The organism is Streptomyces sp. NPDC058157 (assembly GCF_042884105.1).
In the GTDB taxonomy this organism is placed as follows: domain Bacteria; phylum Actinomycetota; class Actinomycetes; order Streptomycetales; family Streptomycetaceae; genus Streptomyces.
The window spans coordinates 1-1,040 of record NZ_JBHVUQ010000447.1; the positions used below are offsets into that span (position 1 = coordinate 1).

Annotated in this window: 1 protein-coding gene; it reads left to right on the plus strand. The window is 81.3% G+C overall.

Annotation, left to right across the window (positions count from 1 at the left end; translation table 11 throughout):
* The coding region (locus ACFVXK_RS38740; protein WP_389622128.1) for an NADH-ubiquinone oxidoreductase-F iron-sulfur binding region domain-containing protein at positions 1–1,040 on the plus strand (1,040 nt) is incomplete at both ends.

Consider the following 1,040-nt stretch of genomic DNA (forward strand, 5'->3'; position numbering starts at 1 on the left):
GGCCCGGCCGCACCTGGTCCTCGACGGGCTGGCCCGCGCGGCCGCCGTCACCGGCGCCGTACGCGGCTACGTCTACCTCTCCGACCCGGCCGCGGGCCGGAGCGTGCGCCGGGCCCTGGCCGAACACCCGCCGCCGCTGCCCGTGGAGGTGGTCGAGACCGGCCACGCCTACGTGGCCGGCGAGGAGACCGCGGTGGTCCGCAGGATCGACGGCGGCCCCGCCCTGCCCGCACCCAAACCGCCCCGCCCCTACGAACGGGGCGTCGGCGGGGCCCCGACCCTGGTCTCCAACGTCGAGACCCTCGCCCGGATCGCCCTCACCGCCGCCCGGCCCGCACTGTCCCTCACCATCGCCGGAGCCACCCTGGTCACCCTCTCCGGCCACGGCGCCACCGCCGTCCTGGCCGAAGTGCCGTACGGAACCCCCCTGCGCGCCCTGGCCGGGGCGCTCGGCGGCCCCCGCGCGGCCGGGGCCCTGATGGGCGGCCTGTTCGGCGGCCTCGTCGGCGCCGCCGCCCTGGACCTCCCCCTCGAACCCGGCGCCCTCGCCGCCGCCGGCACCTCCCTGGGCTGCGGAGCGATCCGCTTCCTCGGCCCCGGGGACTGCCCGGTGGCCACCGCCGCCGACGCGGCCGCCCACCTCGCCGCCGAGAGCGCGCGGCAGTGCGGCGTGTGCGTCTCCGGCACCGCGGCCGTCGCGGACGCCCTGCGCTCCCTCGCCGCCGGCGCCGCCGGCCCGGACACCGCCGACGCCCTGCTGCGCTGGTCGCGCGGGCTGCGCGGGCGCGGTGCCTGCGGACTGCTCGACGCCGCCGCCGGTGTCGCGGGCAGCCTCCTGCGCGCCTTCCCCGGCCCCGTCCGCTCCCACCTCACCGCCCCCTGCCCCGCCTGCGCGGCGGGCCCCGCCCCCGACGGCCGCCGACTCACCGTGGCCGTGCCCGAGGTGGCCGTGCCCGAGGTGGCCGTGCCCGAGGTGGCCGTGCCCGAGGTGGCCGTGCCCGAAGTGGCCGGACCCGCCGGCCCCGGCCCCTCCGCTCCCC